This is a genomic window from Nocardia sp. NPDC004582 (genome assembly GCF_053602115.1).
This window is the reverse complement of sequence record NZ_JBSGCY010000153.1, coordinates 1-14,747: the sequence shown is the minus strand read 5'-3', so window position 1 is coordinate 14,747 and position 14,747 is coordinate 1. Positions and strand designations below refer to the sequence as shown.

15 protein-coding genes are annotated in these 14,747 nt (G+C 68.2%); 10 read left to right on the top strand and 5 right to left on the bottom strand.

All coding sequences use genetic code 11. The annotated features are described in order from the left end of the window. The first annotated feature begins 3 nt into the window (after positions 1-3). The 6 genes from ACWELJ_RS29130 to ACWELJ_RS29105 all read left to right on the top strand — a co-directional run bounded on the left by ACWELJ_RS29130 (position 4) and on the right by ACWELJ_RS29105 (position 7,206). Positions 4-1,716, top strand: coding sequence for a hydroxysqualene dehydroxylase (locus ACWELJ_RS29130; protein ID WP_452369323.1), 1,713 nt, complete (start codon positions 4-6; stop codon positions 1,714-1,716). A gap of 65 nt (positions 1,717-1,781) precedes the next feature. Continuing rightward, positions 1,782-2,405, top strand: a complete 624-nt coding sequence (locus ACWELJ_RS29125; RefSeq protein ID WP_452369321.1) for a pyridoxamine 5'-phosphate oxidase family protein — start codon at positions 1,782-1,784, stop codon at positions 2,403-2,405. A gap of 89 nt (positions 2,406-2,494) precedes the next feature. Then, positions 2,495-3,727 (top strand): MurT ligase domain-containing protein, encoded by a 1,233-nt coding sequence (locus ACWELJ_RS29120; RefSeq protein WP_452369322.1) that lies wholly within the window; start codon positions 2,495-2,497, stop codon positions 3,725-3,727. Then, positions 3,724-4,437 carry a type 1 glutamine amidotransferase gene (locus ACWELJ_RS29115; RefSeq protein ID WP_452369320.1) on the top strand — a complete coding sequence of 238 codons (714 nt, stop codon included), beginning with the start codon at positions 3,724-3,726 and terminating at the stop codon, positions 4,435-4,437. Before ACWELJ_RS29120 ends, ACWELJ_RS29115 begins: the two co-directional genes overlap by 4 nt. Positions 4,438-4,628: 191 nt before the next feature. Then, positions 4,629-6,224: a GMC oxidoreductase gene (locus ACWELJ_RS29110; protein ID WP_452369319.1), complete on the top strand. Its 1,596-nt coding sequence runs from the start codon at positions 4,629-4,631 to the stop codon at positions 6,222-6,224. A gap of 130 nt (positions 6,225-6,354) precedes the next feature. Further along, the gene (locus tag ACWELJ_RS29105; protein ID WP_452369318.1) at positions 6,355-7,206 is read left to right on the top strand and encodes an ion transporter; all 852 of its coding nucleotides are present in this window, start codon (positions 6,355-6,357) and stop codon (positions 7,204-7,206) included. A gap of 4 nt (positions 7,207-7,210) precedes the next feature. Here the strand turns inward: ACWELJ_RS29105 and ACWELJ_RS29100 are convergent, their stop codons facing one another. The 4 genes from ACWELJ_RS29100 to ACWELJ_RS29085 form a co-directional block, all read right to left on the bottom strand. Continuing rightward, positions 7,211-8,419 (bottom strand): low temperature requirement protein A, encoded by a 1,209-nt coding sequence (locus tag ACWELJ_RS29100; protein ID WP_452369317.1) that lies wholly within the window; start codon positions 8,417-8,419, stop codon positions 7,211-7,213. Positions 8,420-8,502: 83 nt separating this feature from the next. Next, positions 8,503-9,111: an SRPBCC family protein gene (locus tag ACWELJ_RS29095; RefSeq protein ID WP_452369316.1), complete on the bottom strand. Its 609-nt coding sequence runs from the start codon at positions 9,109-9,111 to the stop codon at positions 8,503-8,505. A gap of 193 nt (positions 9,112-9,304) precedes the next feature. Then, complete coding sequence (locus ACWELJ_RS29090; RefSeq protein WP_452369315.1) at positions 9,305-9,487, bottom strand: DUF1918 domain-containing protein; 183 nt, start codon at positions 9,485-9,487, stop codon at positions 9,305-9,307. 31 nt (positions 9,488-9,518) lie between these two features. Next, positions 9,519-10,097: a TetR/AcrR family transcriptional regulator gene (locus tag ACWELJ_RS29085; protein WP_452369314.1), complete on the bottom strand. Its 579-nt coding sequence runs from the start codon at positions 10,095-10,097 to the stop codon at positions 9,519-9,521. 72 nt (positions 10,098-10,169) lie between these two features. Between ACWELJ_RS29085 and ACWELJ_RS29080 the strand changes: the two genes are divergently transcribed. From ACWELJ_RS29080 to ACWELJ_RS29070, 3 genes are all read left to right on the top strand, one after another. Beyond that, positions 10,170-10,754 carry a dihydrofolate reductase family protein gene (locus ACWELJ_RS29080; RefSeq protein WP_452369313.1) on the top strand — a complete coding sequence of 195 codons (585 nt, stop codon included), beginning with the start codon at positions 10,170-10,172 and terminating at the stop codon, positions 10,752-10,754. A 112-nt stretch (positions 10,755-10,866) separates the two neighbouring features. Next, on the top strand, positions 10,867-12,132 hold the full coding sequence (locus ACWELJ_RS29075; protein WP_452369312.1) for an aspartate kinase: 1,266 nt from the start codon (positions 10,867-10,869) through the stop codon (positions 12,130-12,132). A gap of 4 nt (positions 12,133-12,136) precedes the next feature. Next, a complete protein-coding gene (locus ACWELJ_RS29070) occupies positions 12,137-13,168 on the top strand; it encodes an aspartate-semialdehyde dehydrogenase (RefSeq protein ID WP_452369311.1) in 1,032 nt (343 codons plus the stop codon). Positions 13,169-13,238: 70 nt separating this feature from the next. Here ACWELJ_RS29070 and ACWELJ_RS29065 read toward each other — a convergent pair whose 3' ends face one another. Continuing rightward, complete coding sequence (locus tag ACWELJ_RS29065) at positions 13,239-13,439, bottom strand: hypothetical protein (protein WP_357087801.1); 201 nt, start codon at positions 13,437-13,439, stop codon at positions 13,239-13,241. 455 nt (positions 13,440-13,894) lie between these two features. Between ACWELJ_RS29065 and ACWELJ_RS29060 the strand changes: the two genes are divergently transcribed. After that, positions 13,895-14,747: helix-turn-helix domain-containing protein (locus ACWELJ_RS29060; RefSeq protein ID WP_452369310.1), on the top strand; the 853-nt coding region annotated here is incomplete at its 3' end.

Genomic DNA, 14,747 nt, shown 5'->3' with positions numbered 1-14,747 from the left:
CGGATTGACCAGCGTGGTGCCCGCCTGCTTCGGATTGCCGTCGGGCAGCAGGAAATACGCGCGGGCGGCGTCGTCGCGGGCCAGGTCCGGCTGGGCGGCGGCGTCGCGGGTCTGACCGCGGCGCACGAACTGGCCGAACGCGGTTTCGAGGTGACCCTGTACGAGCGGCGGGCACTGGGCGGCAAGGCGCGCAGTATCCCCGTCCCGGGCAGTGGCAAGGACGGGAAGCCGGAACTGTGGGGTGAGCACGGATTCCGTTTCTTCCCCGGCTTCTACCGTCACATTCCTGACACCATGCGGCGAATCCCGTTCGCGGGCAATGCCAATGGTGTATGGGACAACCTGGTCGCGGCCTCGGAGGCGCGCTTCTCGCGCAAGGGCACCGACGACACCATCATTCCGATGGGCAAGGCCGGCAAGCCGTGGTCCACCCCCGACAATTTCCGCGAAACCGTCGGGTCCGCGATCACCACCTCCACCAATATGGGCACGGCCGACGCCCTCTACTTCGCCAATCGCCTGCTGGTCTTCAACACCAGCTGCGACGCGCGGCGCAATGGCCAGTGGGACAGCGTGGCGTGGCGGGACTACGTCGGTGCGGGCAAGCGCTCCAACGAATTCCGCATGCTGCTGTCCAGAACGCTGACCACCCTGCTGGTGGCCGCCAAGGACGACAAGGCCAGCACCCGCACCATCGGCAATATGGGTGAGCAGTTCCTGGGCAACCCGCTCGAGACCGGCAATGACGGCCCGCTCGACCGGCTGCTGAACGGCTCCACCAACGAGGCCTGGATCGACCCCTGGGTCAACCGGCTGCGCGAACTCGGCGTCACCTTCGTCAACGCCGAGATCCGTGGACTGGAACTGGACGGGGCGCGGATTTCCGGTGCGCGGATGGTGGATTCGTCCGGGGCGGCCCAGACAATCGAGGCCGACCATTTCGTGAGCGCGCTGCCGGTCGAGGTGGCCCGCACCCTGTGGACCCCCGAGATCCTGTCGCTGCGGCCGGAATTGGCGGGCATGAACCAGCTCACCGTGGACTGGATGAGCGGTATCCAGTTCTTCCTGCGCCGCCGCACCGATATCGCGCGCGGCCACGTCGCCTACGTGGATTCGCCGTGGTCGCTCACCTCGATCGCGCAGGGCCAGTTCTGGAATCGCACCCCGGTCACCGGTCTGGGCGACGGCACCGTGCAGGACTGCCTGTCGGTCGACATCTCCGACTGGAACACCCCGGGCATCCTCTACGGCAAGCCGGCCAAGGAGTGCACCCACGAGGAGATCGCCCGCGAGACCTGGGCGCAGCTCGACGCGCACCTCAACGACCGCGGTGAGCTGCTGCGCAAGGACGACCTGCACTCCTGGTTCCTCGACACCGGCATCGCATGGGACGCGGCGCAGCAGCGCAACACCAATGCCGACCCGCTGCTGATCAATACCGCGGGTTCGCTGGCGCTGCGCCCGGATTCGCATTCCGACAGCCTCCAGAACCTGTATCTGGCGGGCGATTACGTACGCACCAACGTGGACCTCGCCACCATGGAAGGTGCTTCGGAATCGGCCCGTGCCGCGGTCAACAAGCTGCTCGACGTGACCGGTTCGGACGCCCCGCGCTGCAAGCTGTTCATGCTCTACCGCGCACCGGAGCTGGAGCCGTTCCGGCAGCTGGACGCGCAGCGGTACGCGGCCGGGCAGCCGAATCTGTTCGACGCCTAGGGAATTCCTCACACCGGCGGAAAAGCGCTGGTGTGAGGCCCTCCCGTGCGCGTTGAATCGGGTACATGAGCGAGATCACGGACCCGGTCGAACTGCGTGAACTGCTGGGGGAGGTCGCTCCGCGGCCCCGGAACAAGGACCGCTACACCCTGCACGAGCGGGATCGGGAGTGGATCGCGCGCTCACCGTTCGTGGTGCTGGCCACCAGCGCCGCGGACGGCACCTGCGACGCCTCGCCGAAGGGCGATCCGGCCGGCTTCGTGCGGGTGCTCGACGACAAGACCATCGCGATCCCGGAGCGGCCCGGCAACCGCCGCGCGGACGGCTACCTCAATATCCTGAGCAATCCGCACGTGGGGGTGCTCTTCATGATCCCGGGCCGCAACGACACCCTGCGGATCAACGGCCGCGCCCGATTGCTGCGGGACGCACCGTATTTCGACGACATGATCGTCAAGGGCCATCGCCCGATCCTCGCCATCGAGATCGATATCGAGCAGATCTTCTTCCATTGCGCCAAGGCGTTCATGCGCAGCGGCCTCTGGCAACCGGAGCGGTGGGCGGCCGACACGCTGCCGGGCACGGCGCGGCTGGTCAAGGATGTGCAGCCGACCACACCCGAGACCGTCGAACAGCTCGAGGAGTACTACAGCGCCGACAGCTATCAGAAGAAGCTCTACAACGACTGATTGCGGCGCGAATCACGGCGCCGCCGCCACCACCGCCTGCACGCTGATTCCTCGTTCCCCATAAACTCGCGGTCGTGGCAGACATCTCGATGCGCGGACAGCTGGCGCTGCGGGCGGCGACGGCGGCGTCGTGGGCCTCGCGGCGGGCCGGGCGGGGCAACGGCTCGATGATCGGCGGGTTGATCGCGCTGAAGATCGATCCCTCGCTCATGACGCAGCTCGGTCGCGGGAAGCGCACGGTGCTGGTCACCGGCACCAATGGCAAGTCCACCACCACCCGCATGACCACCGCGGCGCTGCGGTCGCTGGGCCGGGTCGCCACCCAGGCCGACGGCGCCAACATGGACGCCGGGATCGTGGCCGCGCTCACCGCGCACCGCACCGCCCCGCTGGCGGCCATCGAGGTGGACGAACTGCACCTGCCGCACGTCGCCGACGCCCTGAACCCGTCGGTGGTGGTGCTGCTGAATCTCTCCCGCGACCAGCTCGACCGGGTCGGCGAGATCAATATGATCGAGCGCCGCCTGCGCGAGGGCATGGCCCGGCATCCCGCCGCCGTGCTCATCGCCAACTGTGACGACGTCTTGGTCACCTCCATCGCCTACGACCACCCGAACGTGGTGTGGGTCTCGGCCGGCAGCGGCTGGGCGGTGGACGCCACCAGCTGCCCGCGCAGCGGCGAGCCCATCGTGTGGGAGGGCGAGCACTGGTACAGCACGGGCGCGGACTTCCAGCGCCCGGAACCGCGGTGGCGGGTCGACGAGGCGGGCCTGCACGGCCCTGACGGCCTGGAACTGCCGCTCGCCCTTGCCCTTCCGGGCCGCGCCAACCGCGGCAATGCCGCGCAGGCGGTCGCCGCCGCGGTCGCGCTGGGCGCGGATCCGGCCGTGGCCGCCGCGGCCACCGGCACCGTGAAGGAGATCGCGGGCCGCTACCGCAGCGTCGACGTGGACGGCCGCAGCACCCGCATGCTGCTGGCCAAGAACCCGGCCGGCTGGCAGGAGGCGCTGTCCATGATCGACCCGGCCGCAACGGGTCTGGTGATCGCGGTCAACGGCCAGGTGCCCGACGGCGAGGACCTGTCCTGGCTGTGGGACGTGCGCTTCGAGCACTTCGAGGGCACCCAGGTGGTGGCCGCCGGCGAACGCGCCACCGACCTCGCGGTGCGCCTCACCTACGCCGGCGTGGAACACATCACGGTCGCGGATCCGTTGCGCGCCATCGCCTCGTGCCCGCCCGGACGGGTCGAGGTACTGGCCAACTACACCGCGTTCCGCGACCTGAACCGCGACCTCGAAGAGAAGACGGGCGCCAAGGCATGACACGAGAATCGACCGTCCGCATCGGCCTCGTGCTTCCGGACGTGATGGGCACCTACGGCGACGGCGGCAATGCCGTGGTGCTGCGCCAGCGGCTGCGCATGCGCGGCTACGACGCCGAGATCGTCGAGATCCCGCTCACCGAGCCGGTTCCCAACTCGCTGGACCTCTACACCCTCGGCGGCGCGGAGGATTCGGCGCAGCGACTGGCCACCCGCCATCTGCAGCGCTATCCCGGCCTGCAGGAGGCCGCCGGGCGGGGCGCGCCGGTGCTGGCCATCTGCGCGGCCATCCAGGTGCTGGGCCACTGGTACGAGACGTCGTCGGGCGAGCGCGTCGACGGCGTGGGCCTGTTCGACGTCACCACCGCCCCCCAGGACAAGCGGGCCATCGGCGAGGTCGCCACCCAGCCGCTGGTGCCCGGCCTGTCCCAGCCGCTCACCGGCTTCGAGAACCATCGCGGCGGAACCAAACTCGGCGGCGACGCCAAACCGCTGGCCCGGGTCACCAAGGGCGTCGGCAACGGCGTCGGGGACGGGCTCGAGGGCGTCATCCAGGGTTCGGTGCTCGGCACCTACATGCACGGCCCCGCCCTGGCCCGCAATCCCGAGCTCGCCGACTACCTGCTGGGCCGCGCGCTCGGTGTGGATTCGCTTCCGTCGCTGGAGCTTCCGGAGGTCGATCAGCTCCGCCGGGAGCGCCTCCGGGCCTGATGGCGGGCTGATTCCGGCGTCGCCCACGGGATCGGGGGCTTGCGCCGCGCCATAGCCGTCCCGAATGTCCGATTGGTGATCTCTCACCAAGGTATTGAGGCGACGGCGACCGGCCGGTAATCTCGCGCGCGGTCACGCGTGATGAGGGAGGTGACCGGTTGCGTAGGCGCACCATGTTGAAGGCTGCCGGGATGGCGGCACTACTGGCGGGCGTCGGAACGGGTGCCGCCTCGCGCGGCGCCGGGACCGCGTCGGCCAATCCGCTGATGAACGCCCTGTACGAGGCGTGGGTCCCGGAAATCTTTGCGCCGCTGCCGGATCCACCCGAGCACACCGAGGCCATCGTCATCGGCTCCGGCTTCGGCGCCGCCGTGACCGCGCTGCGCCTGGCCGAGGCCGGCATTCAGAACACGGTGCTGGAACGTGGTTCCCGCTGGCCCAACGACCCGTGGCGGGAGATCTTCACCGGCGACGACCTACCCGACGGACGCGGCTTCTGGCATCGCACCAGCTTCACCGGCATCACCAAGGTGCCCGTGCCGGTCGCGGACTTCGGCGGCGTCCTGGACGTCACCGAGTACCCCGGCATCGACGTGTGGCGCGCCTCCGCGGTGGGCGGCGGGTCGATCGTGTTCACCGGCGCCATGGTCGCGCCGCCGAAGCACCTGTTCGACCACGTCTTCGGCGGCGTGGTGAACTTCGACGAGCTGGACTCGGTGTACTACCCGCGGGTCCGGCAGATGCTGCGGCTGTCCACGATGCCGCAGGACATCTACGACTCCGCGCCGTTCGCACACTCGCGGGTGTGGGATCAGCAGGTCCGGGCCGCGGGGTACACGCCGGAGGCCAACGACTCCATCTTCAACTGGGACGTGCTGCGCGCCGAGCTGGCGGGCAACAGCCGCGCCTCGGCCACCGCAGCGCGCAGCAATCTCGGCAACTCCAACGGCGCGAAGTTCGACCTCAACCAGAACTACCTGCGCTACGCCGAGGGCACCGGCCGCACCGGCATCTTCCCGGGCCACCGGGTCGACACCATCGGCCAGGACGCCAACGGCAAATACGTTGTCACCGTGAGCAAGTTGGCCCCGACCGGCCAGGTGCTGCGCACCCGCACCCTCACCTGCGACAAGCTGTTCCTGGGCGCGGGCTCGGTCGGCACCTCCGAGCTGCTGGTGCGCGCCCAGGCCACCGGCACCCTGCGCAACCTCAACGAGCACATCGGCGACGGCTGGGGCACCAATGGCGACGTGGTGCTGGCCCGCAGCTTCAGCTACCCGTCCATGAACGGCGGCGGGGTGCCCAGCGCCAGCCGCATCTTCGACGACTCGGGCATGCCGCTGCACCTCGAGAACTGGTACGTGCCGGGCATTCCCGTGGACACCGGCGCCATCGCCTCGCTGGGCATCGTGCTGGACCCGACCCGCGCCCGCTTCGGCTACGACCGCGGCCGCGACGCCGTGGGACTGGCCTGGCCGCGGGACGCGCAGGGCCGGATCGTGGACGCCTGCCGCGCCGTCGATCGCAAGGTGGGGCAGGCCAGCGGCGCGATGATGGACTACAACGCCATCGGTTTCGACGCGCAGGGCTTCTTCACCGCGCACCCGCTGGGCGGCGCGGTGCTCGGACGCGCGACCGACGGCTACGGCCGGGTCGCCGGCCACCCGGGTCTGTACGTCATGGACGGCGCGGCCATTCCGGGCAGCACGGCCACGGTGAACCCGTCGCTGACCATCACCGCGATCGCCGAACGCAATATCGAGGCCATCATCCGCGCCGGAAAGTAGCCGGGCGGAACGTCTTTCGACGTTGTCCACAGTTCCCGCCGGGGCTGTGGACAAGCTTGCCGCGCGGAATTCTGCGACCGGGAAAGACCGGTCGGCAGGAAAGTTGCGGTGCGGAACACTGCCTCGCCGGGTGTTTGCGCCGACTACGCTGGCGGGACCGTTCGAGGAGGAAGGGGACGTCGTGACCGTGCTCGACGAACCGGAGGCCGATGAGTTTCCGCGCAAGCCCCCTGCTCTATGGAGCGATTTCGTCATGCTCGCGCTCGCGGTGGTCTCCGTCGTCCTGGTCACCTGGATCACCTTCTTCCCGGTCTCGGACCACACCTACCGGCTGATCCGGATCGCGGACTACAGCATCTGCGTGGTCTTCCTGGCCGAATTCCTGTGGCGCTGGCGGCGCGAGGGCTGGAGCTGGACGTTCCCGTTCATCTACTGGTACGAGGTCCTCGGCATGATTCCGGTGACCTCCCCGTTCTTCCGCGGCTTCCGGCTGCTGCGGATCGTCGTCATCGCGGTGCGGCTGGGCCGGGTGGCCGACCGCGCCTTCGGCGACCGGATCACCGCGGCCGTGGTGAACCGGTCGATCGGGGCCATCGTCGAGGCCATCGAACGCCCCCTCACCATCCGGGTGCTCGACGAGGTCGGCGAGGTGATGCGCGCCGGGCACTACACCCGCAATATCGCGAGCGCGCTGGAGGAGAACCGTTCCGAGATCGACCAGATGATCGTGGAGGTGATCCGCAGCGACCCGCAGCTGGGGAAGGTGCGCTACATCCCGTTCCACGAGGAGATGATCCGCGGCATCGCCGACGCCAGCTTCCGGGTCATCTTCCAGGTGCTGGCCGATCCGCGCACCGACGAACTGGTCGCGGACGCGTTGCGCGAGAACATCAATCAGCTCCGCGCCGCGGTGCACGCGGGCACCAAGGTGCCGGAGTCGATCGACAACCGGCGCGTGCCGGGCGCCGAGGCGCCCGCATGACCGCTCAGTTCGTCCCGTGCCGGATGAGATCGCGCGGCTGGGCGTAGCGCACCACCTCGAACAAGATCAGCGCCAGCAGCACCGCGCACAGGATGCCGAGGGCCGCCAGCGCGGGCAGCGCGGAGGCGAGCGGAATCAGCGCCGGCAGGATCGCGGCCGTCACCAGTCGCGGCACCAGCACCGTGCCGGTCGCGTAGTGCCGGAAACCGGCCAGCGCCAGCAGGTACGCCGCCACGCCGCCGTACAGCGCGAACAGCGGGATGCCGTGCAGCTGGTCGCTGAGCGAATGCCCTTGCGCCCCACCCACGTAGTTGAGCACCTTCTTCAAACCCAGTGCCATGGCCACGATTCCGGCGATCATCGGGAAGTGCCAGAAGGTGTAGCAGTTGCGGGCGATCTGGACGCGGCGCGCACCCTGGGCGTGATGCATGGCGCGTTCCACCACCAGCGCGGCCACATCGAAGTAGGCCCACCACAGCAGCCCGGCCACGCCGAGCCCCAGCATCGAGCCGACCGCGATGGACCACGAGATCGGCAGTCCGGCCACGCCGACGCCGATGGACACGATCGATTCGCCCAGCGCGATGATGACGATCAGCCCGTACCGCTCGGCGAAGTGCGAGGCCGAGTAGAGCCGCCATTCGTTGCCCGCGAAGAGGGTCCACCCCATGTCGCACACCAGCGCGGCCAGCCACAGCCCCAGCTGGGCGGCGCCCGTGGTGCACGCGCCCGCGACGAGCAGGATGGCGGGCACGCTGAGTGAGCCCGCGGCCCAGCGGATCACCTGTCGCCGCAATTGGGCGTCGTGCGTACTGGCCATCCAGAACACCGTCAGGTGGACGAGCCGCACGGCCAGGTAGGCGATGACGAAGACCAGTGGCCCGTACCAGCCGCCCGGCAGATCGTGGAAGGACTCGGGAATGGTGAGCGCGATGATGAAGGCCCCGCCCATGGCCACGAACATGGCCACCCGGGCGATGCCCTCGTCGGCCTTGATCACATTGCCGAGCCAGGAGTAGCCGATCCAGGCCCACCACAGCATGGCCAGGATCAGCAGGGCGCGCAGCAGATTCACGGCCGTGGTCTGGTGCGCGGCGAAGTCGGTGACCATGGTGAAGGCGAAGACGATCACCAGGTCGAAGAACAGTTCCAGCTGGGTCACCGAGGCGTCCTCGGCGACCGGGGTCATGCGGGTGCGAACCGAACCGGGCATGGCAGACATCCTGCCGGGTCGAGCGCGCGAACGGCAGTGTCAGTCGCGAGTGTTCGCCGTCGGCGTCAAGCGGGTTCCCGGCGCTACGCGGTGCCGAAGCCGGGTTCGAAGCCGCGGCCGTAGTCCAGGCGCTGTGCGTAGCCGGGCTGCGGGTAGCCGGGCTGGGCGTATCCGCCCTGCTCGTAGCCCTCGGCGTAGGGCGCGGGTTCGGCGGCCTCGGCCGGGGCGGCTTCGACCTCGCCGAGGCCCTGCAGACCGGTGACGGATTCGACGAAGGCGATGAAGTTGCTGATCAGCGCCTCACCCTCGCGGCGCGCGCTGCGCTTGAGGACCATGCCGGGCATCGGGATCGGCAGGTAGAGCTCGGAGTGGTACCAGACTTCGGTTGCGCCGTCCTCGATTTCGGCGAGATCGAACCAGCTGGTGCCGCCGGCGCCGGCGCTGGACTCGGTGACCCGCCATTCGACGCGGGTCTCGGTGCAGGTGAACTCGACGACCTGCCGGTCCGGGCGGCCCATCAGGCTGGCCGAGACGTAGACCCGCTTCGGGCGGCCGAACTTGTCGCGGCTGGCGACCCGGACGTCCTGGTGCGAGGGCGACCAGTCGGGCATCTGCTCGACCATGAGCAACGCGTCCATCACCTGATCGGGATCGAGGTCGATCACGAACCGGTGGTCAGTTTTCGTGCGCATATCTACCCTCCACTCGGGGACCGATTGTGACCAGGGTCGCTGCGAGAGTCAACTGCGCATCCGGCCACTTCTGACCGACTGGTCGGTCTGATTTGTCGTAATGTCCCTGCTCCGCACGGGAATCCACCCCGGCTGCGGCGGGGGTGGAATTCATTGGCGGAGGGCGTAGAGGTGACCCGGTGGCCGGGACGGCTCAGCCCGATTCGACCACCGAATCCGGACCCGGGTACACCAGACTGGTCCGGCCGTTGTCGAAGCGCACGACGTAGGGCGGTTCACCGTCCGTGCCTCGCACCTCGACGATCTCGGCGGTGTGATCGGGCAGGCCCACATTGCGCCCATGGATGACCAGATGGTCACCGACACTTGCTCGCATGCTTGCGATTATTCGCCGAAGGTGATCCTGGTCACAAGGTCGGGATCGCGCGCTCGACGGCCATCCGGATCAGCCGGGCCGCCTCGTCGTCGTCGAAGATGCCGGGCAGCGTGAGTCGTTCGACGATCAGCCAGTTCAGGGCCAGGTACAGCAGTCGCACCGAGTCGGCGTCGCCCGGCAGACCGGAGTCCAGATGATTGCGGACATTGAACTCGAGATCGGCCCGCACCCGTTCGGTGAGGATGGCCTGCAGCTCCGGACGGCGGGTGGCCTCGAGGCGCAGTTCCAGCAGGGCGAGGTAGCCGGTGCGAAACCCGGTGATCCGGGCGACGGTCTCGGCCATCAGTTCGGCGATGGTCTCGCGGGTGCGTGGCCCGGTGAACAAATGGTCCATCGTCTCGGTGCTGGGTTGTAGCCGTTCGTAGAAGCGGTGGCCCGCCTGTACGAACAGTTCGTCCCGATTCGGGAAGTAGTTGGAGGCCGTGCCCGCCGGGACGCCGGCCTCCTTGTCGACCGCGCGGAACGTTAGCCCGCGGGCCCCGTCGCGGGCCAGGACCTCGATGGCCGCGTCGATCAGGGCATTGCGCCGTTCGGGATTCGTCCGAACCATTGACACCACTCCATCTGTAGTACTACGTTCGTAACCACTACGGACACAGTACTACGAATGAGGCGGTACAGCATGCGAAATCTCGTCTACTACGTGGCGGTCTCCCTGGACGGCTACATCGCGGGTCCGGAGGGTCAGGTCGACTTCTATCCGCTGGCCGACGACATGGCGGCCTGGTTCAACGAGCGGTACCCCGAGGCCGTCCCGACGCACATCCGTCCGCACGCGGGCCTTCCGCTCGATACGCCCAACAATGAATGGGACACCTTGCTCATGGGCCGTGGCACCTACGAGCCCGCGCTCGCCGCGGGCATCGCCAGCCCGTACGACCACCTGAAGCAGTACGTCTTCTCCACCACCCTGGCCCCCGTGGACAACCCGCGGGTGGAAGTGGTGACCGGCGATCCGGTCGAGCTGGTGCGCCGATTGAAGAAGGAAGAAGGTAAGGACATCTGGCTCTGCGGCGGCGCGAACCTGGCCGGGCAGCTGGCCGACGAGGTCGACCGGATGATCATCAAGAGTTACCCGGTGATCGCGGGCGCGGGCCTGCCGCTCTTCTCCGGCGGATTCCGGCCCGCCCGATTCGCCGTCACCGAGCGCCGCGAATTCAGTAACGGGGCCCAGGTGACCTGGCTGGACCGCGTGCGGCCGGAATAGCTGGCCGATGGCCGAAAGCGGCCGACGAGAGGTGGGGCGAAATCTCGTGGACCTGGGCCGGTAGTCTTGACCCTCGGTAGCAGCAGTTTGTCGATCTTGGAGGATTTCCGCCGTGGCTCTCGTCGTCCAGAAGTACGGAGGATCCTCGGTCGCCACCGCCGAGCGCATCCGGAGGGTCGCCGAGCGGATCGTCGAGACCAAGAAGCTGGGCCACGATGTGGTCGTGGTGTGCTCGGCCATGGGTGACACCACCGATGAGCTCCTGGATCTGGCCCAGCAGGTCGCGCCCGCCGCGCCGGCTCGCGAGATGGACATGCTCCTCACCTCCGGTGAGCGCATCTCCAACGCGTTGGTGGCCATGGCCATTCACTCGCTCGGCGCCGAGGCCCGCTCGTTCACCGGTTCGCAGGCCGGTGTCATCACCACCGGCACGCACGGCAACGCGAAGATCATCGATGTGGCCCCGGGCCGGGTGCAGCAGGCGCTCGGTGAGGGCACCATCGTGCTGGTCGCCGGCTTCCAGGGTGTGTCCCAGGACAGTAAGGACGTGACCACGCTGGGTCGCGGCGGTTCCGACACCACCGCGGTCGCGCTGGCCGCCGCGCTCAATGCCGATGTGTGCGAGATCTACACCGATGTGGACGGCGTGTTCAGCGCCGACCCGCGCATCGTCTCCGACGCCCAGAAGCTGGACTCCGTCTCCTACGAGGAGATGCTGGAGATGGCGGCCTGCGGCTCGAAAGTTCTGATGCTGCGTTGCGTCGAGTACGCGCGCCGCTACAACGTGCCCGTCCATGTGCGGTCCTCGTACACGGACAAGACGGGCACCATGATTACCGGATCGATGGAGGACATCCCCTTGGAGCAAGCAATCCTCACGGGCGTCGCGCACGACCGCAGCGAGGCCAAGGTGACCGTGGTCGGCATTCCGGACAAGCCGGGCTACGCCGCCAAGGTGTTCCGCGCGGTCGCCGATGCCGAGATCAATATCGACATGGTGCTGCAGAACATCTCCAAGGTGGACACGGGTAAGACCGACATCACCTTCACCCTGCCCAAGCTGGAGGGCCCGCGGGCCGTCGAGCTGCTCACCAAGCAGCAGGGCGAGATCGGCTTCTCCCAGGTCGTCTACGACGACCACATCGGCAAGGTGTCGCTGGTCGGCGCGGGCATGAAGTCGCACCCGGGCGTGACCGCCACCTTCTGCGAGTCGCTCGCGGACGCGGGCATCAATATCGACCTGATCTCCACCTCGGAGATCCGGATCTCGGTGCTGGTCAAGGACACCGACCTGGACGAGGCCGTGAAGGTGCTGCACTCGGCGTTCGATCTGGGCGGCGACGAGGTCGCCGTGGTGCACGGCGGGACGGGACGGTAGAGCCATGGGTGTGCGGGTAGGCGTCGTCGGCGCGACCGGTCAGGTCGGCGCCGTCATGCGAAAGCTGCTGGAGGAGCGCAACTTCCCGGCCGACGAGGTGCGCTTCTTCGCGTCCTCGCGCTCGGCGGGCAAGACGCTGCCGTTCCGCGGCAAGGACATCGTGGTCGAGGACACCGAGACCGCGGATCCGACCGGGCTGGACATCGCGCTGTTCTCGGCCGGCGCCACCATGTCCCGGGTGCAGGCGCCGCGTTTCGCGGCCGCCGGTGTCACGGTCATCGACAACTCCTCGGCCTGGCGCAAGGATCCCGAGGTGCCGCTGGTGGTCTCCGAGGTGAACCCGGAGGCGACCCGCAACCTGGTCAAGGGCATCATCGCCAACCCGAACTGCACCACCATGGCCGCCATGCCGGTGCTCAAGGTGCTGCACGACGAGGCCGGTCTGCAGCGGCTGATCGTGTCCAGCTACCAGGCGGTTTCGGGCTCCGGCCTGGCCGGTGTGGAGGAGCTGGCCTCGCAGGTGCGCGCGGTGATCGGCGATGCCGAGAAGCTGGTGCACGACGGTTCGGCCGTGGACTTCCCGGCCCCGAACAAGTACGTGGCCCCCATCGCCTTCGATGTGATTCCGCTCGCGGGCGCACTGGTGGACGACGGCAGCGGTGAGACCGACGAGGATCAGAAGCTGCGCAACGAGTCCCGCAAGATCCTGGGTCTGCCGGATCTGCTGGTGAGCGGCACCTGCGTGCGCGTGCCGGTCTTCACCGGGCACTCGCTGTCGATCAACGCCGAGTTCGCCCGGCCGATCTCGGTGGAGCGTGCGGAGGAATTGCTGGCCAAGGCGCCCGGTGTGCGGCTGACCGAGGTGCCGACCCCGCTGGCCGCCGCCGGTAAGGACGAGTCGCTGGTGGGTCGCATCCGCCAGGATCCGGGTGTGCCGGACGGTCGTGGTCTGGCGCTGTTCATCTCGGGTGACAATCTGCGTAAGGGCGCCGCGCTGAACACCATTCAGATCGCCGAAGTCCTTTTGAACAACTGATCAGTTCTCTGATCGGAGTTAACCGTTACGGACCGTGCACGCAAAGTGCGCGGTCCGTTTTCGGATATGGTCAATCGGCCCAGAGTTCCGCGCACGGTAGTGGCGCGAGCCGATCGATCGGCATGCCGTCGATGGTGACTTCAATGCGATGCGGTCTCAAATGCGCAGCGAGGCGTTCCGCAATTGCGCGCTCGGCACGGTAATCCAAGATCATTCCGCCGGGAAACCGCAGGCGCACATGGACTTCGTCGGTTTTGGGGGCGGCCGTCATCGGGTCGGCGCCCGGTGGGTGACTGGTTGACCTTTCGCCGCGCGGGAGTTCCGGTTACCCTCGCGTTCGAGGCGGGCGGTGATCGATTGCACCGTCGCCCCGTCCGCAGTGGAGGAATACTTGGTGGCCGCTAGGGCGCACGCCGCGAACCACATTGCCGCGCCGCCGATTCCGGCTCCGAGTAGGAAGAAGAGAAGTTCGCCGGGCATGACCACCTCTTGTCGTCCGTTTGGTTCGACGGGTCCTCTTCAAACGTTAAACACAGAAAAATTGCGGTGCAATAAGAAAAATCCATGTTCCATACTGTGCGCCGTAAGCTCGCCCGGTCTGGAATCCTTGTCGGCAGATCCCCCCTTGGAAGGAATGGGCGGAAGGAGAAGGGCATGGTAGACATCGGCGAAACAAGCGGGCGGTGACGGCCGGGAAAGCCGATCAGGCAGAAGGAGTTTGACCCGGTGGCCGAAAGTACCCTTGGGGCACGGGTAGCGGAGTTACGCCGGCGGCGGGGACTATCGCAGAAAGAGCTGGGTGCGGCGATTCGCCGCTCGGAAAGCTGGGTGTCGCAGGTCGAGCGAGACGTCCTGCCTGTTGAGCGACTGTCCGTTCTGCAAAGACTGGCGGACGTGCTCGGCGTGGCGGTACGCGATCTGCGTCCCGAAGCCGCCGAACCGGTGGCCGCCGACCGCGGTGACGGGCATCGGCCCGGCTCGGCGGTTTTCGAGCAGCTGCGGTTGCTGCTCACCGGACATCCGGCATTGGACCAGCTCTTCGGAGACGAGGCCGACCGCATGCTCGAGCCGAGCGCGGCGGACGCGAAACTCCCCGAGCTGCAACAGCGCGTGGACCTGGCTTGGCAGCTGGCGCACGAATCCCGGTTGGTCGAGGTGGGCGGCAGCCTGCTGGAACTGATCCCGGACCTGGAACACGCCGCGCGGGCGAACACCCCGCGGCGACCGGAAGTACTGACCCAGCTCTCGCGCGCCTATCAGGTGGCCGCGACCGCGTTCACCCGGCAGGAGGAGGTCGACGCGGCCTGGGTCGCGGCCGATCGCGCCTTGGCCGCGGCCGAGGAATCCGGTGACGCGCTCAGCGTGGTGGCCGGAACCTACCGCATGGCACAGGCCTTCCTGCGCCTGCAACGACTGGAGCAGGCCGAACAAGCCGCGCGAGTGTCGGTGGCGGCGCTGGCCGCGCGCGCGGCGGCCGACCACCCGCAGCCGGAAGTGCTGTCGCTCTACGGATCTCTGCAGCTGATGCTGGCGGTGATCGCGGCGACGGACGGCAATCGCACCGCGGCCCGGGCCGGGC

Excerpts from the sequence above, each read along its gene's own strand:
- ACWELJ_RS29065 (WP_357087801.1), bottom strand. The coding sequence starts at position 13,439 with ATGACGGCCGCCCCCAAAACCGACGAAGTCCATGTGCGCCTGCGGTTT.
- ACWELJ_RS29090 (WP_452369315.1), bottom strand. The coding sequence starts at position 9,487 with ATGCGAGCAAGTGTCGGTGACCATCTGGTCATCCATGGGCGCAATGTG.
- ACWELJ_RS29115 (WP_452369320.1), top strand. The coding sequence starts at position 3,724 with ATGACACGAGAATCGACCGTCCGCATCGGCCTCGTGCTTCCGGACGTG.
- ACWELJ_RS29120 (WP_452369322.1), top strand. The coding sequence starts at position 2,495 with ATGCGCGGACAGCTGGCGCTGCGGGCGGCGACGGCGGCGTCGTGGGCC.
- ACWELJ_RS29080 (WP_452369313.1), top strand. The coding sequence starts at position 10,170 with ATGCGAAATCTCGTCTACTACGTGGCGGTCTCCCTGGACGGCTACATC.
- ACWELJ_RS29125 (WP_452369321.1), top strand. The coding sequence starts at position 1,782 with ATGAGCGAGATCACGGACCCGGTCGAACTGCGTGAACTGCTGGGGGAG.
- ACWELJ_RS29110 (WP_452369319.1), top strand. The coding sequence starts at position 4,629 with ATGGCGGCACTACTGGCGGGCGTCGGAACGGGTGCCGCCTCGCGCGGC.
- ACWELJ_RS29095 (WP_452369316.1), bottom strand. The coding sequence starts at position 9,111 with ATGCGCACGAAAACTGACCACCGGTTCGTGATCGACCTCGATCCCGAT.
- ACWELJ_RS29100 (WP_452369317.1), bottom strand. The coding sequence starts at position 8,419 with ATGCCCGGTTCGGTTCGCACCCGCATGACCCCGGTCGCCGAGGACGCC.
- ACWELJ_RS29085 (WP_452369314.1), bottom strand. The coding sequence starts at position 10,097 with ATGGTTCGGACGAATCCCGAACGGCGCAATGCCCTGATCGACGCGGCC.
- ACWELJ_RS29070 (WP_452369311.1), top strand. The coding sequence starts at position 12,137 with ATGGGTGTGCGGGTAGGCGTCGTCGGCGCGACCGGTCAGGTCGGCGCC.